A 24,654-nucleotide genomic window follows, 5' to 3' on the forward strand; every position below is an offset into this window, starting at 1 on the left:
CCATGTTTGAAAAGCTGTTAGCCTTCTCCCGCCACAACAAGATGGCGATGCTGGCGCTGATGGACGCGCTGCTGCTGCCGCTGGCGCTGTGGAGCGCGGTGTTCCTGCGCCTGGGCGGCTATTGGGACCCCAAGCTCAATCCGCACCTGTGGATCTTCATCGTGCCGCCGCTGTGGGCCATCCCCATCTTCATCAAGCTGGGCCTGTACCGCGCGGTGCTGAAGTACCTGGATGACAAGATCATATTCACCGTGTTCAGCGGCGTGACACTGTCGGTGCTGGTGTTGCAGGCGGTGATCCAGATGGCCCACGTCTGGGCGATGCCGCGCGCGTCGGTGGTCATCTTCTGGGTGTTCGCGATGGCCTATATCGGCGGCAGCCGCTTCCTGCTGCGGGGCCTGGTGCGGCGCATCGACGCCACCGAGGCGCCGCGCGATCCGGTGATCATCTACGGCGCAGGCCAGGCGGGCCTGCAACTGATGCTGGCCTTGCAGGCCGGCCGCGAGTACCGGCCGATGGCCTTCGTCGACGACAATCCCGATCTGCACCGCCGCACCTACCGCGGCGTGGCGGTCCACGCGCCGGAGGAGCTGCCGGCGCTGATCAAGGACACCCAGGCCAAGTGCATCCTGCTGGCGATGCCGTCGGTGGGCCGCGGCCGCCAGCGCGAGGTGCTGGAATCGCTTGAGAAACTACGGGTGCCGATCAAGCGCCTGCCCGGCATGGCCGACCTGGTGTCCGGCGAAGCGCGGGTGGAAGAGCTGAAGGAAGTCGATATCGAAGACCTGCTGGGCCGCGAGCCGGTGCCGCCCAAGGCCGAATTGCTGGCGCGCAATATCCGCGACAAGGTGGTGATGGTCACCGGCGCCGGCGGCTCCATCGGCTCCGAGCTGGCGCGGCAGATCGTCAAGAACCGTCCGGCGCGCATCGTGCTGTTCGAATTGTCCGAGTTCGCGCTGTACAGCATAGACCAGGAGCTGGCGCAGATCGCGCCGCGGATTCCGCGCACGCCGCTGCTGGGCTCGGTCACCGACTACGCGCGGCTGACCCAGGCGATGCGCGCCTTCCAGGTGGAAACGGTGTACCACGCGGCCGCTTACAAGCACGTGCCGATGGTGGAGCACAACCCGGTGGCCGGCATCGTCAACAATGCCTTCGGCACCGACACCACAGCCCGCGCGGCGGAGGACTGCGGCGTCGACACCTTCGTGCTGATTTCCACCGACAAGGCCGTGCGTCCGACCAATGTGATGGGCGCCACCAAGCGCCTGGCCGAGCTGACGCTGCAAACCCGCCACGCGCGCGGCAGCCGCACCCGCTTCGTGATGGTGCGCTTCGGCAATGTGCTGGGCAGCTCCGGCTCCGTCGTGCCGCTGTTCCGCCGCCAGATCAAGGCCGGCGGCCCGATCACGCTGACCCACGCCGACATCACGCGTTACTTCATGACCATACCGGAAGCGGCGCAGCTGGTGATCCAGGCCGGCGCGATGGGCGACGGCGGCGACGTGTTCGTGCTGGACATGGGCGAGCCGGTGAAGATCATCGAACTGGCGCGGCGCATGGTGCATTTGTCCGGACTGGAAGTGAAGGACGAGAACCAGCCGGGCGGCGACATCGAAATCCGCGTCACCGGCCTGCGTCCGGGAGAAAAGCTGTACGAGGAGCTGCTGATCGGCGACAACGTGCTGGCCACCGACCACGCCCGCATCATGCGCGCCCAGGAGTACCATTTGTCCGAAGAGGAAATGGCGTCGCTGCTGGCCCGCCTGTCGGATGCCTGCCAAAGGCTGGACGCGCCGGCGGCGTTCGCGCTGATGCGGGAGGCGGTGCACGAGTTCCAGGCCGCAGAGGCCACCCAGGACTGGGTGACGCTGCAGGGCTGATTCCGCGCCTTTCCGCTTTTATCGACGGCTGCAAGCTACCACTTGCAGCCGTTGTCTTTATCCAGCGCGTCTTTCAATAGCATCGGCGCGGCCAACAGGCCCAGGCCGGCGTAGGCCTTCTTGCAATCGGCGCGCTCCGCCCGGTCTATGCCGCGCGCGAGACGGGCTTTCTCCGGGTTTTCGGGCAGCGGCTTGGCGTTCGGGTTCTCCGGCGCCAGGCGGCGCATCTGCTGGCGCAGCCCCTCGATGGTGACGCGCGCCTCGCCGCTTCCCGCGCTGGCTCCGCGGCGGTCCGGCCGGGACGGTCGGGATGCGTGGCCGGCCGCCCGCGGATGGGAAGGGGCTGCGATGCGGGGAGAGGGGCGTCCGGCAGCAGCCGCGCGCGCATGGATTGGCGCGGCGGGCGCTTCGGCCGCCAGGGTGATGGGCAGTATCTTGATCCGCAGCGGCGGTTGATCGATCGAAGCGGGAGAACTCTGCCCGGTTTGCAGCCACAGCAGCGCCAGCAGGTGCAACAGGCCGCTGGCGCCGACCGCCAGCGCGCGGCCGGTCCAGGGTCGCTGGTGAGGGAGAAGGATAAGAGAGCGCATGCTTGCAATGTGCACCGATGAGAAGCCTGCGTCAAAGGCGGAAGTGTTGGCATTTTGTGCGCGGCGCGCAAGGACGGTCCACGCCGCGCCGGTGTAACATTGGGCATCCCGAATCTGGACGAGCGCCGATGGAAACCCGCTGGCTGGAAGACTTCCTGGTTTTGGCCGATACCGGCAGCTTCACCCGCTCGGCCGAGCTGCGCCATCTGACGCAGCCGGCGTTCTCGCGCCGCATCCGCGCGTTGGAGAGCTGGCTGGGAGCGGACCTGATAGACCGCACCACCTATCCCACCAAGCTCACCGCCGCCGGCAAGCTGCTGCGCGAGCAGGCGGTGCCGCTGTTGGCCCAGCTCAACACCACCCGCACCATGCTGCGCGGCTTGCAGCCCTTGCCGCAGGGCACGCTGGAATTCGCGGTGCCGCATACGCTGTCGTTCTCGTATTTTCCCAAGTGGCTGACCGAGGTAGAGGCCGGCTTCGGCCGGCTGTCCTGCCGGCTGCAGGCCAGCAACGTCCACGACGCGGTGCTGGCATTCGTCGAGGGCGGCAGCGACCTGCTGATGTGCTACCACCATCCAAAGCAGCCGGTGGAGCTGCACGACGCGCGTTACGGCGGCCTGCGGCTGGGCGTGGAGCGGCTGCGGCCGTACGCAGCGGCCGATGGCGGCGCGGCGCGCTACGCGCTGCCCGGTTCAGCCGACGCGCCGCTGCCTTTCCTCGGCTACGCCAGCAATGCTTATTTCCGGCTGATGAGCGACTTGTTGCTGGTCGGCGGCCCGGAGCCGGCGCATCTGTCGTTGCGCTACGAGACCGATATGGCGGAAGGGCTGAAGCAGATGGCGCTGGCCGGGCACGGCCTGGCCTTCCTGCCGGAGAGCTCGGTGGCGGCGGAGTGCGAGGCCGGCCGGCTGGCGGGGGCCGGAAGCGACGAATGGAGCGTGGAGATGGAGGTCAGGCTGTACTGCGACCACCGCCGCGGCCGCGCGGCGTTGAAGGACTTGTGGGACTACCTGGCCGAGCGTTACCCGGAAGTCTAAGAACCTGTTTACGATCTTTTGCCTGGGCTCCCAGGCTTGGCTTGCAAGAAATCGCGTATTCGATGTACCCCCAATCCCTTCAAGCTTGCCGCCGGGTGGCAGGCCCGAGGTTTTAAGCGGCTGTCTGTTTGAGCCCCGCGACGTTAGCGCGGGACGAGTTCAGCCGCGCCTCGGGCCTGACGGGTTCCGGCGGGGAGCCGCAGGCCAGGCTTGCAGGGTGGCTTTTAGGGGTGGAAGGGATATTTGGCCAAACAAATATCCCCTCCCTGTCCGCCGGGCAGCCCCGGCTATGAAAATCATCATCCGCGCAGCGGATTCAACACGATGAAGATCGTAAACAGGATCTAAGGCAAAGCCGCGCCAGACAAGGCCGGTCCAAGGTTATGCATTTCCTGCATGACCCCATCGCCATTCGGAATTGGCCAAGCTTCCGGGGCAGGCATACAGTGCGGGGCATTCCAGGCCGCGCATGACGGCCGCCTTGAGGAGACCCTCCAGATGTCCACCCGTATCGAACACGACCTGCTCGGCAACCGCGACGTGCCGGCCGACGCTTACTGGGGCGTGCACACGCTGCGCGCCATCGAGAATTTCCCGATCACCGGCCAGACCATCGCCGGCTACGGCGACCTGATCCGCGCGCTGGCCTGCATCAAGCAAGCCGCCGCCCAGGCCAACCGCGACCTCGGCATCCTCGACCCTAAACTGGCCCAGGCCATCGTCGACGCCTGCGAGGAGATCCGCGCCGGCAAGCTGCACGACCAGTTCGTCGTCGACGTGATCCAGGGCGGCGCCGGCACCTCCACCAATATGAACGCCAACGAGGTGATCGCCAACCGCGCGCTGGAGCTGCTGGGCCATGCCAAGGGCGAGTACCAGCACCTGCACCCGAACGAGCACGTCAATCTGTGCCAGAGCACCAACGACGTCTACCCCACCGCGCTGCGCCTGGCCGCCTTCTGGGGCGTGCTGAAGCTGGTGTCGCGGATGGAAACGCTGCGCAAGGCTTTCGCGGACAAGGCGGAGGAGTTCAAGGACATCCTGAAGATGGGCCGCACCCAGCTGCAGGACGCGGTGCCGATGACCTTGGGCCAGGAATTCCAGACTTACGCCGTGATGCTGGGCGAGGACGAGCAGCGGCTGAAGGAAGCCAGCGCCCTGATGCTGGAAATCAATCTCGGCGCCACCGCGATCGGCACCGGCATCACCGCCCATCCGGACTACGCCCGGCTGGTGTGCCTGCACCTGTCCGAGCTGATCGGCAGCCAGCTGATCACCGCGCCCAACCTGATCGAAGCCACCCAGGACTGCGGCGCCTTCGTCCAGCTGTCCGGCGTGATCAAACGCGCCGCGGTCAAGCTGTCCAAGACCTGCAACGACCTGCGCCTGCTGTCGTCCGGCCCGCGCGCCGGCTTCGGCGAGATCAATCTGCCGGCGCGCCAGGCCGGCTCGTCCATCATGCCGGGCAAGGTCAATCCGGTGATCCCGGAAGTGGTGAGCCAGGTGGCCTACGAAGTGATCGGCAACGACGTCACCATCACCATGGCCGCCGAGGCCGGCCAGTTGCAGCTGAACGCCTTCGAGCCGGTTATCGCCTACAGCCTGTTCCGCAGCGCCGGCCACCTGGCCAACGCCTGCGACACGCTGACCGAGCACTGCGTCAAAGGCATCACCGCCAACCGCGAGCGTCTGCGCCTGAGCGTGGAAAGCTCGATCGGCCTGGTGACCGCGCTGAACCCGGTGATCGGCTACGAGGCCGCCACCCGCGTCGCCGCCGAGGCGCACGCCAATGGCAGCAGCGTGGCCGAGGTGGTGCTGGCCCATGGACTGCTCACCCGCGAGCAGCTGGACGACATCCTGCAGCCGGACATGCTGACCCGGCCGCGCTGGGTGACGCTGTAAACCGTTTTCCCATCCTTTGTTCGACTCGTGCTTGCCGGCGCCGCGTGCGCCGGTTTTTTTATACGCGTCACAAGCGGCTGGCGGCGGCGTTCCGATGGGGGTATAACGGTTATTGTGCACCGCACAAAATGGAGCGCGCGATGAATCATCCCGCCTGGTGGTGGAGTATCGAATTTCCTGCCCGGGCCTGGTTCTGCCTGCTGGACGACTGGCGCTGCCAGCAGCGTTTCTGGCGTTCAGGCCTGTTCCACGGCGCCCGCGTCTGCCTCAGCCCGGCGCCGCTGCAGGACAAGCTGGCGCGCCTGGCCAGGAGAAGCTGCGCCGACGGCATCGCGTTGTGCTACGACAGCTGTCCGTCGAGGTTCGAGCTGCTCGAGCAGGTCTGCCGGCACTGGCCGCGGCGGGGAGGCGAGCGCGAGCCGTGGCGGGATTGCCTGCAGCGCAGCCAGCGCGCGGTGCAGCAAGGCTTGTTGCGATTGGGACGGGAGTGGTCGCGGCTGTAGCATTCTCTGTTTCCTGATCTCCTGCCCCGGGCTTGGCCTGAACGATGCATCATCGACATTCCATTCGCTGCCGCATGAGCCCGGACTTCACGCTTGGTCTGGTTTTGAATGGCTTGGATCTGTTGTTTTAGCGCTGCGTTTTAGTCATTTTTTATGTCATTGTAATTTATTGGCTTGTGCATTAATCTAACCGACTAATCACAACAGTCGGGCAGATTCAGCCACTGCGCGGCGCATTACAATCTAGATGGCTGGCTAATCCAAGGAATGTCATGCGTTCAATCCTATCAATCGCCATTCTGCTTGCCGCTGGCAGCGCGCAAGCGGACTGGACTCCCAGAATCATTTCGGATCAGTTCGTGACTACGCTCAATTACGGCGGCGGCGCGCTCAGCTACCGGGAGGATGCCAGCAAGGGCGGCCCGGTCTGGCAGGCGGTATCGGAACTGATGAAGACGCCGAATATCCTGCAACAGGGACTGAATGGGCGGGTGGCGCAGCTGGTGTCGCAGAACGGCGCCACTTTTCTGAGCGGGACGGTCAGCGGCAACGCGCAGGTGACGATACGCCCGGATGCCAGCGGCGTGGCCTACATCAGCCTGTCCGGACTCAACTACCAAGTGCGCAACCGGTACTCCGGCCGCAAGCTCGGGGTCATCAACTACAGCTGCACCAATACCCTGACGCTGAGCAATATGGTCCTCACCGCTCAGTACGGCACCGCCGACGGCAGCATGGCCGCAGGCAAGGCAGGCATGACCGCGACGACGTCCTCCTCCACCGATTGCGATTCGAACCTGAGCTGGATTCTGCCGGTGGTCGGCGATGTATTGATCAACAAGGCTGAAGGCAAGATCGACAGCGCGATCCAGAGCGGCGTGCAGGCCAGCCTGGCACAGGTCAAGGATGCGCTGCTGTACAAGCCCGGCCAGAACCTGCTGAGCGGGCTGAACAGGCTGGTTCCCGCCGACAAGGTGGTTTCCCTGCCGGATGGGAGGACTTTCCCGGTCGGGCGCTATGTGCAGGACAACTTCCGCTACTTGCTGGGCAATAGCCAGATCACCCTGCGCCTGGGCAATTATCTGCAGGTGCTGCCGGTCAATCAGGATCCAGGCATGTATTCCAACGCGGCAAGCGAGCTCTTGAGTCTGAGCCTGTCGTCCCCCGCTTTCGCCTTGGGGCTGAAGGTCAACGAAGAGCAGGCGCTGAGCTGGAGCTGGAATTCGCAGTGCGATCCTCGCCATCCTGAAACGGTGTGCCAGGAGCCCTGATCCGGCGTCGCGGCAGCCGCCCGCTATGCCGGCAGCCGCGCTCTCCATGCCATAATCGCTTTTTTTACCCGGATGCGACGATGGCGACCCAATTTCTCCTCAGCGAGCAGCAGCTGCAACAGCTGGCGCCGCAATTGCAGCAATACCTGTCCGACCAGCTGGGGCTGGAGGTCGGCAGTTTCGACGCCCGCTTCCTGCTGGACTTCCTGGCTGACAAGATGGGACGGGACATCTACAACAAGGCCTTGCAGGATGCGCAGACCGCGCTGGCGGCGCGGATGGAAACCCTGCAAGCGGCGATCTGGGAACTGGAACGTTAGCCCGGGGCTGCCCGCGGCGGCGGCATTGAGGTTACAATCGCTTATCCCTTTCCTTTTCTTGCGGTGCCGATGCTCTACTTGCGCTTGATGATAAGAGGCTTCCTGCTGGCGGTTCTGCTGGTGGTGCTGGGCTTCGCCTATGTCGCGTGGAGCATCGTCGACTACGGCAGCGGCGAAGACGTGCCGTCTGCCGACGCCGCGCTGGTGTTGGGCGCCGCCGCCTGGGGCAGCAAGCCTTCGCCGGTGTTCCGCGAGCGCATCAACCACGCGGTCAAGCTGTACCAGAGCGGCAAGGTGCGCTGGATCGTGTTCACCGGCGGCACGCCGGAGCCGGGCTATCCGGCCGAAGCGGACGTCGGGCGCGAGTTCGCCGCCCGGCAGGGCGTGCCGATGACGGCGATGCTGGTGGAGAACCAGTCGCGCACCACCTGGCAGAACCTGTCCAACGCCCGGGATCTGGGCAGCCAGTTCGGCATCCGCTCCTATCTTTTAGTCAGCGATCCGCTGCATATGCGGCGCGCGGTGCTGATGGCCGGCGACTTGGGCCTGCGCGCCTCTCCGGCGCCCACCCAGTCCAGCCGTTTCCGCACGCTGGCCAGCTGGTCGCGTTTTCTCGCGCGCGAGACTTGGCTTTACGTCGGCTACCGGGTATTCCGGCAGCTGTCATGAACTCTGTGGATAAAAACGATTTCCGCCTGATCTTGTGAATAAGTCGGGCGGGCAAGAAAAAAGCCGGCGATCGCCGGCTTTTTCACAGCTGGAGCAAGCCTCAGGCGGCGTGCCACAGATCGATCAGCTCGCTGGCTTCCAGCGACTTCACTTCGGCGCGGCCCTGCAGCCAGGCCACCAGATCACCGCGAAGCGCTTCGTCGATCTGCACGCCGCTGATCGGGAAGGCCACGCCTTCCAGGCGGTTCTTGCCGTCGAAATGGCCGCCGAAGCTGATGCCGGCTTCGTCGAAGCGGGTCAGCCAGCCGTCCAGCAGCGCGTCGGCATCCGCGCCATCGTGCAGTTCGGCCACCAGGTGGAAACCCAGCTCGCGGAACTCGCCTACGCGCATTTTCTTGCGCTGGCGGGCGTTCAACCGTTTCAGTCTTTGAGCGGAGTTGGGGTTGCGCAGGAATGCCATGGTAGATCCTTGTTCGGAAAATGCGCTGAATGATAGCAGGTTTGCCGGATGGAGACGCTTCAGCCGCCTAGGCGACGGCATTTGTCCGACGATTAATTGTAATAAATTGACATTGTGTTGATTTATGTCGTGTGGCTAATATCAAGATTGTATTCAGAAATTAACCACAAAAAGACGACAAAGTGATGAAAGAGATCAAAAAGACAGTCCTGGCTTCCGTGATCCTGAGCGTAATGGTGACCGCGTGCGGCGGCGGCGGGAGCTCGTCCGCCGACAGCGGATCGGGCGGCGCGCCTTCGGTCGCTTTTTACCAGCGCAGCGCCAGCGGAGTCGAGGTCGGCACGCTGGATTGCGCGGGCGGCAGCTGCAAGTTGCCGGCCAGCGCCGGCGGTGCGGCATCGGGCTCGGTCTACCGTTACAGCAACACCACCGGCCGCGACCAGACGCTGCAAGTCGCCGGCCCGGTGACCTCGGCCTGGCAGGCCGAGCTGGTCCGCGTCAGCGGCGGCGATACCTCCACCCAGTTCAAGCTTTCCGGCAGCGGCCTGCGCGGCACCGACCGTGAAGTGGCGGACCGCCTGGAGGCCGAGAGCCAGGCGGTGCTGAACGCGGTGGCGAAGAACAGCCGCAACGGCGCGCTGCAACGGCTGCAATTGCAGCATTCGGCCAAATTGAGCGGCGCGCAGGCCGCGCTGCAGCAGCAAGCCTACGCGCTGGGCGACGCGCGCACCTGGCATGACATGGACGGCGACAGCCCCACCACGCTGAAAGCGGTGCGCGATCTGCCCAACGGCGGCGGCAAGGTCTATGTCTGGGGCCAGGGCGGCCTGGACGTGAGTGTCGACAACACCCAGGCCGACGCGCTGGCGGAGCGTTTCGCCAACAGCGTCTATCCGCTGGAAGCCAGCGTGGTCAGCGAGCCCTGGGGCAACGACATCCACCCGAGCTGGCGCAGCCTGGCCCTGCCCGGCGACACCAAGGACGTGCACCTGGTGCTGAGCCGGCTCAACGATCCGGCCAAGACCAGCGGCGGCCGCCTGCTCGGCTACGTGCGCTGGACCAACGCGCTGCTGGCTTCAGCCGCGGCCAGCATGTGCCAGGGCGACGCCGACTGCGCCGACGTGATCGGCAAGAGCAACCAGGCGCTGGTGACCTTCATCGATCTGGACACTTTCGCCAAGGCCGACAGCCCGGGCAACTGGTCGATGAAGGACAACGGCCCGAGTCTGGCGCTGTCGACGATGGCGCACGAGTACCTGCACGTGCTGTACGCTTACAACAAGATCCTGCGCCAGAAGCCGGGCTCGGCGCCGACCACGGTGTGGGAGAACGAGCTGGCGGCCCAGACCATGGGCTACCTGGTGTCGGCCGATACCTACACCGGCGGCCGCGGCCGCGACGCCAACTCGCATCCGGACCTGCGTCCGCGCGGCGATTTCGAGCAGTTCCTGGCCAAGCCGGCGTGCAATCTGAAGGGTTGGAGCGTCGCCGCCGACGATTACACTTGCTATCCGAAGGCGCTGGCGCTGGGCATGCAGATGCTGCACCAGTTCGGCCCCGGCGTGATGAAGCCGTGGGTGACCGGCCCCAGCAAGGGAGAGAGCGCTTTGAACGACGGATTGCGCGCGGTGGGCGGCGGCGATTACAGCAGCCTGCTGCAGCGGCTGACCACCACGCTGGGGCTGGGCGCCTATAGCCAGGACGTGGCGGGCTTCGGCTTCCCGGCCAAGACCATCACCCTGCCGGCCAACCAGTATTTCCCGGCCGGCAAGACGCTGGCGCTGCCGGCGGTGCGCTTCCAGGCATCCGACGTGGGTTGGCGCAACGACAGCAGCAAGGAAACCTGGCGCCAGGCCTTGTCGGTATCGCGCGGCGCGGCCCGGATCACCGTGCCGGCGAATAGCCATCTGTTGCTGGTGAAGCCGTGACGTGGCGCGCGCTGTGGCTGCTGGCCCTGCTGCCCTCGCTGCTGGCGATGGGCGGCCAGCCCTGGGAGCGCGGCGTGCTGGTGGAAGTGGGCGCCTATCCGCTGGTGAAGCTGGGGATAGAGCGCAGCGACGGCGCGGTGCTGGCGATACGACCAGCGGAGCCGGGCAAGGGGCTGGACCAGGCGGCGCTGAAACAGCTGCGCCGCCAGCTGGGCCATTCCATCCGCTACCGGGCGGCCGGCTACGCCGAAAGCCCGGTGTACGGCAGGGAGGTGATTTTGCAAGGCGCTGAAGCCGAGCGCTGAGCGCGGCTGTTCAGCGGAACGCCCATCCGGCATCATGCTGGATGGGCGTTCATTTTTTCAGGAGTCCGCATGCGCGTATTGAGCCCGCAGAGTTTTCTGGACATGCCGTGGGCCAATGGCGGCGGCCGCACCCGCGAGCTGTTCCGGCTGCCGCATCCGCAGCGGCGCGACGCGTTCGCCGTGCGGATGTCCATCGCCGAAGTGGCGGAGGGCGGGCCGTTTTCGCATTTCGCCGGGGTGGACCGCCAACTGGGCCTGCTGGAAGGCGAGGGCATGGAACTGAGCCTGGCCGATGGCCGCCGGCTGACGCTGGACGCGCCGGGCCAGGTGGTGGCTTTCACCGGCGAGATCGGCATCCAGTGCCGGCTGCTGGGCGGAGCCTTGCGCGATTGCAATCTGATGCTGGCGCGCGACTGGGGGCGCGGCGATCTGGAGCGGCTGTCGCCGGCGGATGGGGACGCGGTGCGGCTGGCGGCCGCCGACCTGGTCTTGCTGTATCTGCAGCGCGGCGCGTGGAACTGCGGCGGAGAGGCGCTGCCGGATGGCGGCCTGCTGCTGTTGGAGAACGAGGCCGTCGCCCTCAGCGCAAGCGGCGGAGCCGTCGGCTGGCTGGCCATCGTCCATCGCTTGCCGGCGTGACGCCGCGCGGGCATGAAAAAAAGCCAGACATACCCGGCTTTTGCTTGGCGGCGGGCGTTACAGCCCCAGCTCGCTCCACAAGGCGTCGACGCGCGCCTTGACCGCGTCGTCCATCACGATGGGCGTGCCCCATTCGCGGTTGGTCTCGCCCGGCATCTTGTTGGTGGCGTCCAGGCCCATCTTGCCGCCCAGGCCGGAGATCGGGCTGGCGAAGTCCAGATAGTCGATCGGCGTGTGGTCGATCAGCGTGGTGTCGCGCACCGGGTCCATCCGGGTGGTGATCGCCCAGATCACTTCCTTCCAGTCCCGAGTATTCACGTCGTCGTCCACCACCACGATGAACTTGGTGTACATGAACTGGCGCAAGAAGCTCCAGCAACCCATCATCACCCGCTTGGCGTGGCCGGGGTACTGCTTCTTGATGCTGACGATGGCCATCCGGTAGCTGCAGCCTTCCGGCGGCAGGTAGAAATCGACGATCTCCGGAAACTGCTTCTGCAGGATGGGCACGAACACCTCGTTCAGCGCCACGCCCAGGATGGCCGGCTCGTCCGGCGGCTTGCCGGTGTAGGTGCTGTGGTAGATCGGATTCTCGCGCATCGTGATCCGGTCTATGGTCAGCACCGGGAAGCTGTCCTGCTCGTTGTAGTAGCCGGTGTGGTCGCCGTAGGGGCCTTCCATCGCCATGTCGTCGGGGTGGATGTGGCCTTCCAGCACGATCTCCGCGCGGGCCGGCACCTGCAGGTCCGAGCCGATGCACCGGACCAGTTCGGTGCGGCTGCCGCGCAACAGGCCGGCGAACTGGTATTCGGACAGCGTGTCCGGCACCGGGGTCACCGCGCCCAGTATCGTCGCCGGGTCGCAGCCCAGCACCACCGCCACCGGATAGGGTTTATCCGGGTTTTGCTGGCGGAACTCGCGGTAATCCAGCGCGCCGCCGCGGTGGGCCAGCCAGCGCATGATCACGCGGTTCTTGCCTATCACCTGCTGGCGGTAGATGCCGAGGTTCTGCCGCTTCTTGTTGGGGCCGCGGGTGACGGTCAGGCCCCAGGTGATCAGCGGCGCGGCGTCGCCGGGCCAGCAGTGCTGGATCGGCAGCTTGCCGAGGTCCACCGCCTCTCCTTCCCTGACGATGTCCTGGCACGGCGCCTTCTTCACTTCCTTGGGCGCCATCGACAGCACCTGCTTCAACAGCGGCAGCTTGTCCCAGGCGTCCTTCAACCCCTTGGGCGGCTCCGGCTCCTTCAGATAGGCCAGCGTCTTGCCTATCTCCCTGAGCTGCATCACGTCTTCCGCGCCCATGCCCATCGCCACGCGCTCGGGCGTGCCGAACAGGTTGGCCAGCACCGGGAAGTCGTAGCGGCGGCCGTCATGGACCGGTTGTTCGAACAGCAGCGCGGGGCCGCCGGCCTTCAGCACCCGGTCGCCGATTTCGGTCATTTCCAGGTGGGGCGATACCGGCGTCTTAATGCGCTTCAGCAGCTGTTTTTGTTCAAGTTGGGCGATGAATTCCCGTAGATCGGCATATTTCATGACTTTTTCATGATCTGACGCAAAGTGTGAGAGGAAGGGCTTGGATAATCTGCCTGCGGACGTCGCACGCTACTGCCGGCGTGCATGGCTGTCAACGCCGGCATGGTTCATGGCGGCATTACTTGACTCATTGGAGAACAGAAATGAAGAAGCTCGCACTCGCCGCCATGATCGGCATGCTGTCCGCCGGCGCGTTCGCCGCCCAAGGCGACATTCTGGCACGTTTCCGCGTGATCAATGTCGCGCCGTCCAGCAGCTGGAGCAATTCCGGCCTGGTGCCGGGCCTGAATGTCGAAGCCAAGAGCTCGACGGTGCCGGAAATCGACTTCACCTACATGATCACCAACAATATCGGCGCCGAGCTGATCCTGGGCACTTCCCGCCACAAGATCACCGCCAACGGCGCGGATATCGGCAAAGTATCCGTGCTGCCGCCGACGCTGACCGCCCAATACCACTTCGCGCCGGAAGCGACCTTCCGTCCGTATGTCGGCGCCGGCATCAACTACACCCGCTTCTACAGCACGGGGCTGAATGCCTTGGGCACGCCGCTGAGCGTGAAGAACAACAGCTTCGGCCCGGCGCTGCAGATCGGCGCCGACTACGCGATCAACAAGAGCTGGTTCGTCAACGTGGACGTGAAGAAGCTGTGGATCCAGACCGACGTGACCGCCGACAAGCTCGGCGGCGCCAAGCTGGGCACGCTGCATGTCGATCCGTGGGTGTTCGGCATCGGCGTCGGCACCAAGTTCTGATCCAGCCGGACCATCGGTCATGCGAGGACGCCTGCGGGCGTCCTTTTGCATTGCGGTGAAATGTAAACGATTGATGATATTGACATCGCGGGGGAAGTCGCCAATGCTGGCCGCTGGCTGATCCGCGGAATCGGCATGCCAGGTTGGAAAAGGGCGGGGCATTTGTCGCGGCGGCGACATGAAAATCAGCGCTTGGCGACATGAATCGCATGTTTCAGACAAGTTTGTTGTCAAAATGCATCATTTCAATGAGAACCATTCGAAGTTTTTCGCGTCATCCGGAAGAGGGGACGCGCGGGTTTTTATCAGTGAAAAGAGCAACTTATCCCGCCGGCTTGACTTGTCGGGCGCGCCAGGCGGAAAAGTGAGCTGAGGTCTTGAATTTACAAGGGATTTTCGCGGCCCCGGAAACCGATTTTTTGTTAAAATGGCGCCCTTTTTCGTGGCGGGGAAGATAGATGGCTCTCCTGGAAATCAAAAACGTGGTCAAACGCTTTGGCGACTACACGGCTGTCAACGACGTCAGCCTGTCGGTCGAGGCGGGCGAGTTCTTCACCCTGCTGGGACCCTCCGGCTGCGGCAAGACCACCTTGCTGCGCATGCTGGCCGGTTTCGAGCAGCCGGATGCCGGCCAGATCCTGCTGGATGGCCAGGACATGTCGCAGGTGGCGCCGGAGAAGCGTCCGGTGCACACCGTGTTCCAGAGCTACGCGCTGTTCCCGCACATGACGGTGCGCGAGAACATCGCCTTCCCGCTGAAAATGGCCAAGTGGGACAAGCGCAAGATCGCCGCCCAGGTGGACGAATTGCTGGAAGACGTGCGCCTGACCCAGTTCGGCGACCGCTACCCGCACGAGATGTCCGGCGGCCAGCGCCAGCGCGTGGCCATCGCCCGCGCGCTGGTGGATCGTCCGCGCCTGTTGCTGCTGGACGAGCCGTTGTCCGCGCTCGACGCCAAGCTGCGCGAGGAAATGCAGATCGAGCTGATCAATCTGCAGAAAGAGGTGGGCATCACCTTCGTCTACGTCACCCACGATCAGGGCGAGGCGCTGGCGCTGTCGCACCGCATCGCGGTGATGAGCCACGGCAAGGTGGAGCAGCTGGACGCGCCGGAGAAGCTGTACAGCTATCCGAAGAACCGCTTCGTCGCCGACTTCCTCGGCCAGTGCAATGTGCTGGAAGGCAAGGTCAAGGCCTTGCACGGCGACGCCATGACCGTGGCGCTGAAGGGCTGCGGCGACGTCAAGTGCCAGGCGGTGCCGGGGGTGAAGGAAGGCCAGCAGGGCTGGCTGGCGCTGCGGCCGGAGAAGGTGAAGCTCGACAAGGAGCTGCCGGAACTGCCGGACGAGGCCTATTTCAAGGGCCGCGTCCATGATTGCCTGTACCTGGGCGACGTCACCCTCTACGTGGTGGAGGTGGCCGACGGCGTGTTGGTGGAGGCGATGCAGCCCAACAATATTCCCGGCGTGGCCAAGTTCTTCGACGACGGCGACGTGGTCGAAGTCGCCTGGCGTTTCGACGCCGGCAGTTTCCTGACGGAGTAAGCGATGGCGATGCGTGATCGTTTCGGCAAGTGGGCGCTGTCCTGGCCCCCCTTGCTGTATCTGGTATTGTTCTTCCTGATCCCGTCGCTGATCATGCTGGTGGCCGCGTTCCGCCAGCCAGGCGACTACGGCGGCCTGGCGCCGCTGTTCACCATCGAGGACGGCCAGCGCGTCTGGGAGCTGACCCTGGACAATTTCCACCGCCTGGTGGAAGAGCCGCTGTACATCGAGCTGTTCATCAAGTCGGCCGGCTACGCGCTGACCACCACCGTGGTCTGCCTGCTGATGGCCTACCCGCTGGCCTGGCTGATCGCCCGCTCCGGCAAGAAGTACCGCGATCTGCTGCTGCTGTTGGTGATCTTGCCGTTCTGGTCCAACTTCCTGATCCGCATCTACGCGTGGATGATCATCCTGGGGCCGCAGTCGGCGTTCACCAAGGCGCTGAACCTGGTGCTGACTACGCTGGGCTTCGAGCCGGTGCGGCTGCTGTTCACCTCGTTCGCGGTTATCGTCGGCCTGGTGTACGTGCATCTGCCCTTCATGGTGCTGCCGCTGTACGCTAACCTGGAAAAGCACGACATGGCCTTGCTGGACGCCGCGCAGGATCTGGGCGCCAACGCCTGGCAGCGCTTCTGGCGCGTGACCTGGCCGCTGAGCCTGCCCGGCGTGTTCGCCGGCTCGGCGCTGGTGTTCATCCCGGCGCTGGGCATGTTCGCCATCCCGGATATCCTGGGCGGCACCGAATCCATCATGATAGGCAACCTGATCAAGCAACAGATCCTGGACACCCGCGACTGGCCGTTCGGTTCGGTGCTGTCGATCATGCTGACCGGCGGCGTGCTGCTGATCGCCGTGCTGGGGGCCGCGGTGGCCAGAAAGGGGAAGGCGCGTGGCTAAGAAACAATCCAAATGGCTGTGGGCTTCGGCCGGCCTGACCTATCTGTTCCTGTACCTGCCGCTGGTCATCGTGGTGCTGTATTCGTTCAACGATTCGCGCCTGAACGCCGAGTGGGTGGGCTTCACGCTGAAGTGGTACCAGAAGCTGTTCCACAACGAGAAGATGCTGACCGCGGCCGGCAACTCGCTGCTGATCGGCATCATCGCCAGTTTCTTCGCCACCATTCTGGGCACGCTGGCCGGCATCGCGCTGCATAAGTACAAGCTGAGGCTGCTGCCCTTCCTGGTGCTGACGCCGATCGCCATCCCCGAGCTGCTGATGGGAGTGTCGCTGGTGATCTTCTTCGTCATCGTCAACCAGCTGATCGGCATCCTGGAGCTGGGCTTCGTCACCATCCTGCTGTCGCACATCGCCTTCTGCATCGGCTTCGTCGCCATCGTGGTGCGGGCGCGGATGCAGGGCATGGACGACAGCCTGGTGGAAGCCGCGCGCGATCTGGGCGCCACGCCGTTCCAGGCCTTCCGCCTGATCACGCTGCCGGTGATCAAGCCCGGCATCATCGCCGGCGCGCTGATGGCGTTCACGCTGTCGATCGACGACTTCGTGATCACCTTCTTCACCGCCGGCGCCGGCGCCAGCATGCTGCCGCTGGAGATCTATTCGATGATCAAGATCGCGGTGACGCCGGAAGTGAACGCGGTGTCATCCTTGCTGATGCTGCTGACGCTGGCGTTGATCGTCATCGCCTCCAAGGTTTCGCCGAGCGCCTTGCGCGCCAACGGCTGAGCCGCCAGGCCGAAAGGCCGATCCGGCGGCAAGGCGTTTTGCGTTGCAGCATAATGCCTTGCCGTCGCCGCCGCACCCGGGCGACGCGAGGGGGTGTCTCCCGGTTAACTCGTAGTACCACCAAGCTGTGCAATACAAAGGAAACGAAATGAAGAAGATCCTCGCGCTGCTGGCGCTGGCGGCCTCCACCCAGGCGTTCGCCGCCGAAGAGCTGCATCTGTACAACTGGAACAACTACCTGTCCGAGAGCGCGGCCAAGAGTTTCGAGGCCTATTGCAAGTGCAAGCTGGTGCAGGATTATTATGGCGACAACGAAGAGCTGCTGGCCAAGCTGGCCGCCGGCGCCAAGGGCTACGACATCGTGGTGCCGACCGGCTTCGCCGTCGACGCGCTGATCAAGCAGGGCAAGGCCCAACCGCTGGACAAGGCCCAGCTGCCCAATTTCAAGAACCTGAATCCGGGCTACCTGAACAGCTTCTTCGACAAGGGCAACAAGTACTCCGCCCCGTACGCGTTCACCACCACGCTGATCGGCTACAACGAGACCAAGCTGAAGCAACTGGGCCTGAGCGACAAGGTCAACAGCTGGGCGCTGATCTTCGATCCGGCGCTGCTGTCCAAGATCAAGGGCAAGGTCACCGTGCTGGATTCGCAGCGCGAGCTGATCTCCGCCGCGCTGATGTACCTGGGCAAGCCGGCCAACTCCACCAATCCGGCCGACTGGAAAGCCGCCCGCGACGTGATCCTGAAAGCCAAGCCGTACTGGGCCGCCTTCAACAACCAGTCCTATATCAAGGAACTGACCGTCGGCAACATCTATGTCGCCTTCGGCTACTCCAACGATATGTTCCAGGCCCAGCAGGACGCCAAGAAGGCCAAGCGCGCTTTCGCGCTGAACTTCAGCCTGCAGAAGGAGGGCAATACCCTGTCGCTGGACAACTTCGTGGTGTTGAAGGATGCGCCGCGCAAGGACCTGGCCTACAAGTTCATCAACTTCATGCTGGACGGCAAGAATGCCGCCGGCCTGACCAACGAGATGGGCAACGGCAATCCGAACGCCGCCGCCGGCAAGTTCGTCAAGACCGAGCTGACCAAGATCCCGGCGATCTTCCCCACCACCACCGACCTGCCGCGCTTGCAGCAGCTGCATGATCTGAACACCAAGGATCGCCGCGAGCTGAACAAGGTGTGGTCCGAGATCAAGCTGAAATAAGCGTATCCGCGTTGTCCAATAAAAAGGCCGGGAAGTTTCCCGGCCTTTTTCTATATATGTTCGCTGGCCTAATCCAGATGCAGCCGAAGCAGCTGGCTTATTTTCTCGACGCGGTGGTCGACGTGGGCAGGTTTGCGCGGCTCGCGGCTGACCCAGATGGTGGTCATGCCCAGCTCCTTCGCTGTCAGCAGATTGGGCAGGGAGTCTTCCACCATGATGCAATGCGCGGGATTCAGGCCTTCGCGGGCCAGCACGGTGTGGAAGGCGTCAAGGTGGGGCTTGGGGATATAGTTCAGCCGTTCCACGCCGTATACCGATTCGAAATGATGCTGAATCCGCATCCGCTGCAGAATGCCTTCCACATAGTGCTGCGGGCCGTTGGACAGGATGATCTTGCGGCCGGGAAGGACGCTGAGGTTTTCCGCCAGCCGGTCTTCGAATTGCAGCCATTGTTCCAGTACTTCCACCGGGTGGGTTTCGATCAGGAACTGCTGCGGGTCGATGCCGTGATGGGTGGACAGGCCGTGCATGGTGGCGCCGTATTGCGCCCAGTAGCGGGAGCGCAGCGCGCAGGCCTCCGTCTCGTCCACGCCGAGATGGCGCATCATGTATTCGGTCATCAGCTTGTTGATATGGTCGAAGATGCCGCCGCTGGCGTGGTGGAGGGTGTCGTCGAGGTCGAAGATCCAGGTCTTGTGGTTCACGTTCGAAACTGCATGAAAAGGAGGGACCGGAGATTATCCATTCATGGCGGCCGGCAGGCTAGCGGAAGCGGTTCAGAAAGCTTGCGGAGACCGTTTCTATTGTTATCAGTGGCTTACAGTGTTTTGACCAGATTTTTTCAATTTCTTTACAGAAAGGTGTTGACGGGTCAGGGGCCCGGGCGTATAGTTCGCCTCCTCAGCTGACGCAGCGAACGAAACAGCGGAAACGAAACGGTTCCGGTGAAGACGACGCAGCGGACAGCACTGCTCTTTAACAGAACGAATAACCGATAGGTGTAAGTGCTTGGCGAAAGCCGAACACTTGCACTGCAAGAGATAAGAGATACTTGTTTATTTCTTTGAACTTGCGTGCCAGAAAATTTGCTTGAGATTGAACTGAAGAGTTTGATCCTGGCTCAGATTGAACGCTGGCGGCATGCTTTACACATGCAAGTCGAACGGTAACAGGGTGCTTGCACCGCTGACGAGTGGCGAACGGGTGAGTAATGCGTCGGAATGTACCGTGTAATGGGGGATAGCTCGGCGAAAGCCGGATTAATACCGCATACGCCCTGAGGGGGAAAGTGGGGGACCGTAAGGCCTCACGTTATACGAGCAGCCGACGTCTGATTAGCTAGTTGGTGAGGTAAGAGCTCACCAAGGCGACGATCAGTAGCGGGTCTGAGAGGATGATCCGCCACACTGGGACTGAGACACGGCCCAGACTCCTACGGGAGGCAGCAGTGGGGAATTTTGGACAATGGGCGCAAGCCTGATCCAGCCATGCCGCGTGTCTGAAGAAGGCCTTCGGGTTGTAAAGGACTTTTGTTCGGGAGGAAATCCCGCTGGTTAATACCTGGCGGGGATGACAGTACCGGAAGAATAAGCACCGGCTAACTACGTGCCAGCAGCCGCGGTAATACGTAGGGTGCAAGCGTTAATCGGAATTACTGGGCGTAAAGCGTGCGCAGGCGGTTGTGCAAGTCTGATGTGAAAGCCCCGGGCTCAACCTGGGAACGGCATTGGAGACTGCACGACTAGAGTGCGTCAGAGGGGGGTAGAATTCCACGTGTAGCAGTGAAATGCGTAGAGATGTGGAGGAATACCGATGGCGAAGGCAGCCCCCTGGGATGACACTGACGCTCATGCACGAAAGCGTGGGGAGCAAACAGGATTAGATACCCTGGTAGTCCACGCCCTAAACGATGTCAACTAGCTGTTGGGGGTTTGAATCCTTGGTAGCGTAGCTAACGCGTGAAGTTGACCGCCTGGGGAGTACGGCCGCAAGGTTAAAACTCAAAGGAATTGACGGGGACCCGCACAAGCGGTGGATGATGTGGATTAATTCGATGCAACGCGAAAAACCTTACCTGCTCTTGACATGTACGGAACTTGGTAGAGATATCTTGGTGCCCGAAAGGGAGCCGTAACACAGGTGCTGCATGGCTGTCGTCAGCTCGTGTCGTGAGATGTTGGGTTAAGTCCCGCAACGAGCGCAACCCTTGTCATTAGTTGCCATCATTAAGTTGGGCACTCTAATGAGACTGCCGGTGACAAACCGGAGGAAGGTGGGGATGACGTCAAGTCCTCATGGCCCTTATGAGCAGGGCTTCACACGTCATACAATGGTCGGTACAGAGGGTTGCCAAGCCGCGAGGTGGAGCTAATCTCAGAAAACCGATCGTAGTCCGGATCGCACTCTGCAACTCGAGTGCGTGAAGTCGGAATCGCTAGTAATCGCAGATCAGCATGCTGCGGTGAATACGTTCCCGGGTCTTGTACACACCGCCCGTCACACCATGGGAGTGAGTTTCACCAGAAGTGGGTAGGCTAACCGCAAGGAGGCCGCTTACCACGGTGGGATTCATGACTGGGGTGAAGTCGTAACAAGGTAGCCGTAGGGGAACCTGCGGCTGGATCACCTCCTTTCTAGAGAATGGCGATTGCCAAGCACTTACAGCCTATCGGTTATTTGTAGTTAAGGGCAGCCGGGTCGAGAGGCCTGGCGCAGAGAAGTTTACTGGGTTTGTAGCTCAGCTGGTTAGAGCACTGTGTTGATAACGCAGGGGTCGTAGGTTCGAGTCCTACCAGACCCACCAGTTGGGGGATTAGCTCAGTTGGGAGAGCACCTGCTTTGCAAGCAGGGGGTCGTCGGTTCGATCCCGTCATCCTCCACCACTCAATGCAAACAAAATCAAATTGAGAAGTTTGATTCTGTTTGCGTTGTATAAACGCCCGATCTTTAACAAACTGAAGAAGCCGAATATATTGAGACGGCGAGATGAAGGCATGCAGTTAATTCTGCATGCGGACAAATCGTCATCTTGGGTATTTGATTGTATCTAAGGCTGCGTCGCCATATCAAAAGGGGCGGTGCAGTCGTCGCACAAACACATCTTGTTGTTTTAGTGGTTTAGGCTGCTGAAATGATAGGGTCAAGCGACTAAGTGCATCTGGTGGATGCCTTGGCGATCACAGGCGATGAAGGACGTGTAAGCCTGCGAAAAGCGCGGGGGAGCTGGCAATAGAGCTTTGATCCCGCGATGTCCGAATGGGGAAACCCACCGCTTAGGCGGTATCCCTGACTGAATACATAGGTCAGAGGAGGCGAACCGAGTGAACTGAAACATCTAAGTAACTCGAGGAAAAGAAATCAACCGAGATTCCGTAAGTAGTGGCGAGCGAACGCGGAACAGCCTGTATGTGATAGAGATTGCGTTAGTGGAAGGTTCATGGAAAGGACCGCCGTAGTGGGTGATAGCCCCGTACACGAAAACGCATTCTTGGTACTAAGCATACGAGAAGTAGGGCGGGACACGCGAAATCCTGTCTGAATATGGGGGGACCATCCTCCAAGGCTAAATACTCGTGATCGACCGATAGTGAACCAGTACCGTGAGGGAAAGGCGAAAAGAACCCCGGGAGGGGAGTGAAATAGAACCTGAAACCGGATGCATACAAACAGTGGGAGCGGACTTGTTCCGTGACTGCGTACCTTTTGTATAATGGGTCAGCGACTTACGTTCAGTAGCAAGCTTAACCGAATAGGGGAGGCGTAGGGAAACCGAGTCCGAATAGGGCGCTTTAGTTGCTGGGCGTAGACCCGAAACCGAGTGATCTATCCATGGCCAGGATGAAGGTGCGGTAACACGCACTGGAGGTCCGAACCCACTAGTGTTGCAAAACTAGGGGATGAGCTGTGGATAGGGGTGAAAGGCTAAACAAACTCGGAGATAGCTGGTTCTCCCCGAAAACTATTTAGGTAGTGCCTCATGTATCACTTCCGGGGGTAAAGCACTGTTATGGCTAGGGGGTCATTGCGATTTACCAAACCATGGCAAACTCTGAATACCGGAAAGTGCGAGCATGGGAGACAGACGGTGGGTGCTAACGTCCATCGTCAAGAGGGAAACAACCCAGACCGCCAGCTAAGGTCCCAAATGATCAGTTAAGTGGTAAACGAAGTGGGAAGGCCCAGACAGCCAGGATGTTGGCTTAGAAGCAGCCATCATTTAAAGAAAGCGTAATAGCTCACTGGTCGAGTCGTCCTGCGCGGAAGATGTAACGGGGCTCAAACTGATAACCGAAGCTGCGGATGGGCGCGTAAGCGTCCGTGGTAGGGGAGCGTTCTGTAGGTCTGTGAAGGTGTCTCGTAAGGGATGCTGGAGATATCAGAAGTGCGAATGCTGACATGAGTAGCGATAAAGCGGGTGAAAAGCCCGCTCGCCGAAAGCCCAAGGTTTCCTACGCAACGTTCATCGGCGTAGGGTGAGTCGGCCCCTAAGGCGAGGCTGAAAAGCGTAGTCGATGGGAAACGGGTTAAAATTCCCGTACTTTTATGCAGTGCGATGTGGGGACGGAGAAGGTTAGGTCATCAGACTGTTGGAATAGTCTGTTTAAGCCGGTAGGCTGGAGTGGTAGGCAAATCCGCCGCTCCTTAAGGCCGAGAAGTGATGACGAGGGTCTACGGACCTGAAGTGACTGATACCACGCTTCCAGGAAAAGCCACTAAGCTTCAGCTGCATAAGAACCGTACCGCAAACCGACACAGGTGGGCAGGATGAGAATTCTAAGGCGCTTGAGAGAACTCAGGAGAAGGAACTCGGCAAATTGATACCGTAACTTCGGGAGAAGGTATGCCTGTTGAGGTGAATCCCCTGCGGGAGGAGCTTTGACAGGTCGCAGAGAATAGGTGGCTGCGACTGTTTAACAAAAACACAGCACTGTGCCAACACGAAAGTGGACGTATACGGTGTGACGCCTGCCCGGTGCCGGAAGGTTAAGTGATGGGGTGCAAGCTCTTGATCGAAGCCCCGGTAAACGGCGGCCGTAACTATAACGGTCCTAAGGTAGCGAAATTCCTTGTCGGGTAAGTTCCGACCCGCACGAATGGCGTAACGATGGCCACACTGTCTCCTCCTGAGACTCAGCGAAGTTGAAGTGTTTGTGAAGATGCAATCTACCCGCTGCTAGACGGAAAGACCCCGTGAACCTTTACTGTAGCTTTGCATTGGACTTTGAACAGACTTGTGTAGGATAGGTGGGAGGCTTTGAAGCTGAGACGCTAGTTTCAGTGGAGCCGTCCTTGAAATACCACCCTGGTGTGTTTGAGGTTCTAACCTTGGTCCGTGATCCGGATTGGGGACAGTGCATGGTAGGCAGTTTGACTGGGGCGGTCTCCTCCCAAAGTGTAACGGAGGAGTTCGAAGGTTACCTAGGTACGGTCGGAAATCGTGCTGATAGTGCAATGGCAAAAGGTAGCTTAACTGCGAGACCGACAAGTCGAGCAGGTGCGAAAGCAGGACATAGTGATCCGGTGGTTCTGAATGGAAGGGCCATCGCTCAACGGATAAAAGGTACTCCGGGGATAACAGGCTGATACCGCCCAAGAGTTCACATCGACGGCGGTGTTTGGCACCTCGATGTCGGCTCATCACATCCTGGGGCTGTAGCCGGTCCCAAGGGTATGGCTGTTCGCCATTTAAAGTGGTACGTGAGCTGGGTTCAAAACGTCGTGAGACAGTTTGGTCCCTATCTGCAGTGGGCGTTGGAAGTTTGACGGGGGCTGCTCCTAGTACGAGAGGACCGGAGTGGACGAACCTCTGGTGTACCGGTTGTCACGCCAGTGGCATAGCCGGGTAGCTAAGTTCGGAAGAGATAACCGCTGAAAGCATCTAAGCGGGAAACTTGCCTGAAGATGAGACTTCCCTGGAGGCTTGACCTCCCTGAAGAGTCGTTCGAGACCAGGACGTTGATAGGTCGGGTGTGGAAGCGCTGTGAGGCGTGAAGCTAACCGATACTAATTGCTCGTGAGGCTTGATCCTATCATTTGAGTGGCTTAGCAAGGCTAGGCGACGAGAGTGGATGTGCGAAGTACATCAAATACCGAATATATGCGGGTTGGTTGAATACCAGCCCAGGCTTCTTCAAGTTTGTGCCAGTTTATGTCTGGTGGCCTTAGCGAGGTGGTCCCACGCCTTCCCATCCCGAACAGGACCGTGAAACGCCTTAGCGCCGATGATAGTGTGGCATTCGCCATGTGAAAGTAGGACACCGCCAGACGCCCCATAACGAAGCCCAGCTCACACGAGCTGGGCTTTGTGCTTTGCGCGCGCGGATCGCGCGACGTCCAGCCCCGACCGGTCCCCGGCGGGGCTTTGGCGTTTCAAGATGGTCTTTGCGGGCACCGCATCCGCTCGAGCGGTTGGCGACTG

General features: G+C 61.8%; 19 protein-coding genes, 2 tRNA genes and 3 rRNA genes. 20 read left to right on the top strand and 4 right to left on the bottom strand.

Translation table 11 applies throughout. The features are described 5' to 3' along the window. The first annotated feature begins 2 nt into the window (after positions 1-2). Entirely contained in the window at positions 3-1,883 is a 1,881-nt protein-coding gene (locus BKX93_RS16880) for a polysaccharide biosynthesis protein (protein WP_070981872.1), read from the top strand. 35 nt (positions 1,884-1,918) lie between these two features. Here the strand turns inward: BKX93_RS16880 and BKX93_RS16885 are convergent, their stop codons facing one another. Next, positions 1,919-2,473 (bottom strand): hypothetical protein, encoded by a 555-nt coding sequence (locus tag BKX93_RS16885; RefSeq protein WP_070980675.1) that lies wholly within the window; start codon positions 2,471-2,473, stop codon positions 1,919-1,921. A 128-nt stretch (positions 2,474-2,601) separates the two neighbouring features. Here BKX93_RS16885 and BKX93_RS16890 point away from each other — a divergent pair, with 128 nt between their 5' ends. The 6 genes from BKX93_RS16890 (at position 2,602) to BKX93_RS16915 (ending at position 8,175) form a co-directional block, all read left to right on the top strand. Continuing rightward, positions 2,602-3,510: a LysR substrate-binding domain-containing protein gene (locus BKX93_RS16890; RefSeq protein WP_070980677.1), complete on the top strand. Its 909-nt coding sequence runs from the start codon at positions 2,602-2,604 to the stop codon at positions 3,508-3,510. Positions 3,511-4,008: 498 nt separating this feature from the next. After that, on the top strand, positions 4,009-5,412 hold the full coding sequence (aspA, locus tag BKX93_RS16895; protein WP_046166934.1) for an aspartate ammonia-lyase: 1,404 nt from the start codon (positions 4,009-4,011) through the stop codon (positions 5,410-5,412). Positions 5,413-5,552: 140 nt separating this feature from the next. Continuing rightward, entirely contained in the window at positions 5,553-5,915 is a 363-nt protein-coding gene (locus BKX93_RS16900) for a hypothetical protein (RefSeq protein WP_070980678.1), read from the top strand. Between the two features lie 359 nt (positions 5,916-6,274). Beyond that, positions 6,275-7,186: a hypothetical protein gene (locus tag BKX93_RS16905; RefSeq protein ID WP_200896015.1), complete on the top strand. Its 912-nt coding sequence runs from the start codon at positions 6,275-6,277 to the stop codon at positions 7,184-7,186. Between the two features lie 80 nt (positions 7,187-7,266). Continuing rightward, positions 7,267-7,506, top strand: coding sequence for a DUF2164 family protein (locus BKX93_RS16910; RefSeq protein WP_021477392.1), 240 nt, complete (start codon positions 7,267-7,269; stop codon positions 7,504-7,506). 69 nt (positions 7,507-7,575) lie between these two features. Beyond that, positions 7,576-8,175: a YdcF family protein gene (locus BKX93_RS16915; RefSeq protein ID WP_046157446.1), complete on the top strand. Its 600-nt coding sequence runs from the start codon at positions 7,576-7,578 to the stop codon at positions 8,173-8,175. A gap of 100 nt (positions 8,176-8,275) precedes the next feature. Here the strand turns inward: BKX93_RS16915 and BKX93_RS16920 are convergent, their stop codons facing one another. Beyond that, on the bottom strand, positions 8,276-8,635 hold the full coding sequence (locus BKX93_RS16920; protein ID WP_046157447.1) for a YggL family protein: 360 nt from the start codon (positions 8,633-8,635) through the stop codon (positions 8,276-8,278). 185 nt (positions 8,636-8,820) lie between these two features. Between BKX93_RS16920 and BKX93_RS16925 the strand changes: the two genes are divergently transcribed. From BKX93_RS16925 to BKX93_RS16935, 3 genes are all read left to right on the top strand, one after another. Beyond that, positions 8,821-10,563 (top strand): M30 family zinc metallopeptidase, encoded by a 1,743-nt coding sequence (locus tag BKX93_RS16925; protein ID WP_070980680.1) that lies wholly within the window; start codon positions 8,821-8,823, stop codon positions 10,561-10,563. Beyond that, positions 10,560-10,868 (top strand): hypothetical protein, encoded by a 309-nt coding sequence (locus BKX93_RS16930; RefSeq protein ID WP_070980682.1) that lies wholly within the window; start codon positions 10,560-10,562, stop codon positions 10,866-10,868. The genes BKX93_RS16925 and BKX93_RS16930 overlap by 4 nt, the downstream gene beginning before the upstream one ends. Before the next feature lie 69 nt (positions 10,869-10,937). After that, complete coding sequence (locus BKX93_RS16935) at positions 10,938-11,507, top strand: HutD/Ves family protein (RefSeq protein ID WP_052729285.1); 570 nt, start codon at positions 10,938-10,940, stop codon at positions 11,505-11,507. Between the two features lie 57 nt (positions 11,508-11,564). On the opposite strand, the gene ubiD is transcribed toward BKX93_RS16935, so the two are convergent. Further along, the gene (gene ubiD, locus BKX93_RS16940) at positions 11,565-13,040 is read right to left on the bottom strand and encodes a 4-hydroxy-3-polyprenylbenzoate decarboxylase (RefSeq protein WP_070980683.1); all 1,476 of its coding nucleotides are present in this window, start codon (positions 13,038-13,040) and stop codon (positions 11,565-11,567) included. A gap of 143 nt (positions 13,041-13,183) precedes the next feature. Here ubiD and BKX93_RS16945 point away from each other — a divergent pair, with 143 nt between their 5' ends. From BKX93_RS16945 to BKX93_RS16965, 5 genes are all read left to right on the top strand, one after another. After that, the gene (locus BKX93_RS16945) at positions 13,184-13,795 is read left to right on the top strand and encodes an OmpW/AlkL family protein (RefSeq protein WP_046157451.1); all 612 of its coding nucleotides are present in this window, start codon (positions 13,184-13,186) and stop codon (positions 13,793-13,795) included. Between the two features lie 458 nt (positions 13,796-14,253). Continuing rightward, positions 14,254-15,339 (top strand): ABC transporter ATP-binding protein, encoded by a 1,086-nt coding sequence (locus tag BKX93_RS16950; RefSeq protein ID WP_046166938.1) that lies wholly within the window; start codon positions 14,254-14,256, stop codon positions 15,337-15,339. Positions 15,340-15,342: 3 nt separating this feature from the next. Next, the gene (locus BKX93_RS16955; protein WP_021477383.1) at positions 15,343-16,236 is read left to right on the top strand and encodes an ABC transporter permease; all 894 of its coding nucleotides are present in this window, start codon (positions 15,343-15,345) and stop codon (positions 16,234-16,236) included. Next, positions 16,229-17,023, top strand: a complete 795-nt coding sequence (locus BKX93_RS16960; RefSeq protein ID WP_021477382.1) for an ABC transporter permease — start codon at positions 16,229-16,231, stop codon at positions 17,021-17,023. The genes BKX93_RS16955 and BKX93_RS16960 overlap by 8 nt, the downstream gene beginning before the upstream one ends. A 148-nt stretch (positions 17,024-17,171) precedes the next feature. Then, the gene (locus tag BKX93_RS16965; protein ID WP_046157453.1) at positions 17,172-18,236 is read left to right on the top strand and encodes an ABC transporter substrate-binding protein; all 1,065 of its coding nucleotides are present in this window, start codon (positions 17,172-17,174) and stop codon (positions 18,234-18,236) included. Between the two features lie 68 nt (positions 18,237-18,304). Here BKX93_RS16965 and BKX93_RS16970 read toward each other — a convergent pair whose 3' ends face one another. Then, positions 18,305-18,940, bottom strand: coding sequence for a pyrimidine 5'-nucleotidase (locus BKX93_RS16970; RefSeq protein WP_046157454.1), 636 nt, complete (start codon positions 18,938-18,940; stop codon positions 18,305-18,307). A gap of 393 nt (positions 18,941-19,333) precedes the next feature. On the opposite strand from BKX93_RS16970, the gene BKX93_RS16975 reads away from it, so the two are divergent. The 5 genes from BKX93_RS16975 to rrf all read left to right on the top strand — a co-directional run bounded on the left by BKX93_RS16975 (position 19,334) and on the right by rrf (position 24,502). Then, positions 19,334-20,869 (top strand): 16S ribosomal RNA (locus tag BKX93_RS16975). A gap of 93 nt (positions 20,870-20,962) precedes the next feature. Then, positions 20,963-21,039: transfer RNA gene (locus tag BKX93_RS16980), tRNA-Ile, on the top strand. Positions 21,040-21,042: 3 nt separating this feature from the next. Further along, a tRNA-Ala gene (locus tag BKX93_RS16985) sits at positions 21,043-21,118 on the top strand. Positions 21,119-21,373: 255 nt separating this feature from the next. After that, positions 21,374-24,264, top strand: a 23S ribosomal RNA gene (locus tag BKX93_RS16990). A 123-nt stretch (positions 24,265-24,387) separates the two neighbouring features. After that, a 5S ribosomal RNA gene (gene rrf, locus BKX93_RS16995) occupies positions 24,388-24,502 on the top strand. Together the 16S, 23S and 5S rRNA genes with 2 tRNA genes alongside form the textbook arrangement of a ribosomal RNA operon. Positions 24,503-24,654: the final 152 nt, after the last annotated feature.

This window comes from Chromobacterium vaccinii, assembly GCF_001855275.1.
GTDB lineage: Bacteria > Pseudomonadota > Gammaproteobacteria > Burkholderiales > Chromobacteriaceae > Chromobacterium > Chromobacterium vaccinii.